The organism is Psychrobacter sp. 1U2 (assembly GCF_051847575.1).
Map to the genome: position 1 here is coordinate 1 of NZ_JBPYDC010000553.1, position 980 is coordinate 980.

At 39.1% G+C, this 980-nt stretch carries 1 protein-coding gene; it reads left to right on the top strand.

Annotated features, from left to right (window positions below; all coding sequences use genetic code 11):
- The coding region (locus tag ACS8FD_RS17215; RefSeq protein ID WP_439276746.1) for an Hpt domain-containing protein at positions 1 to 980 on the top strand (980 nt) is incomplete at both ends.

Consider the following 980-nt stretch of genomic DNA (forward strand, 5'->3'; position numbering starts at 1 on the left):
AAGTATTGCTACATAACACTACTAGCGAACAGGGTTCGGACAGCCGTTTCTTAGATTTTAGATTTTCACGGGTTTATGAAAATAAAGACATTGCTCGTATTTTGGTCAACGTTAACGATGTATCAGACGCTGTTCATCTAGAACAACGTTTAGAGAAAGAACGTTCACAAAATGACATGCAGATTGAGATGTTAACAACCATCTTAAATGTAAATCCAAAAATCATTAATGAGTTCATCACTAACACCAAAACTCATATTGAAAAAATCAACAATATCTTAAAAAATCCTGGCAGTACGCAATATGAGCTTGAGGTTAAATTAAACGCTATCTATCGTGAAATGCATAGCTTAAAAGGTGAGGCCTCAGCATTAAAGTTACACAGCTTTACTAAGATTGCATCAGAAGCAGAAGATCAGCTTAACGTGCTACAAAATCAAGGCAAGCTGTCTGGTAATGACTTCCTGCCTTTAGCAGTGCATTTGGATGATTTGCTCAGTTTGTCTAACACTATCGAGACATTGGGTGAGCGTATCAACCGTACAGCGCCAGCTAGTGCAGCATCAGATGTACATGAAGCAGTAGTCCAAAATCAAGCAACAGATCTGTCAATAGATGGTTTAGAAATTGCAGGCAATGAGATTGACTTGGATGAAGAAGCTGACAGTCATTTGCTCGATTATTATCATGATTTTGCACGAGATATCGCAGCAAGACAAGGCAAACAAGTACAACTTGATAGTGCTACTTTGGGACAAATCAAGATACCAGAGCATCTTAAAAAGACCGTAAAAGAAATCAGTATCCAGCTGCTACGTAATGCTGTGGTACACGGTATTGAAACGCCTGATGTGCGTCAATCAGCTGGCAAGTCTGCTGTTGGTACAATTGGTCTTGAGATGCAAAGTAGTGGTCAAGATTTTATTGTGACCCTACAAGATGATGGTCAAGGTATCGACTATGATGGTATTCGTGAAAAG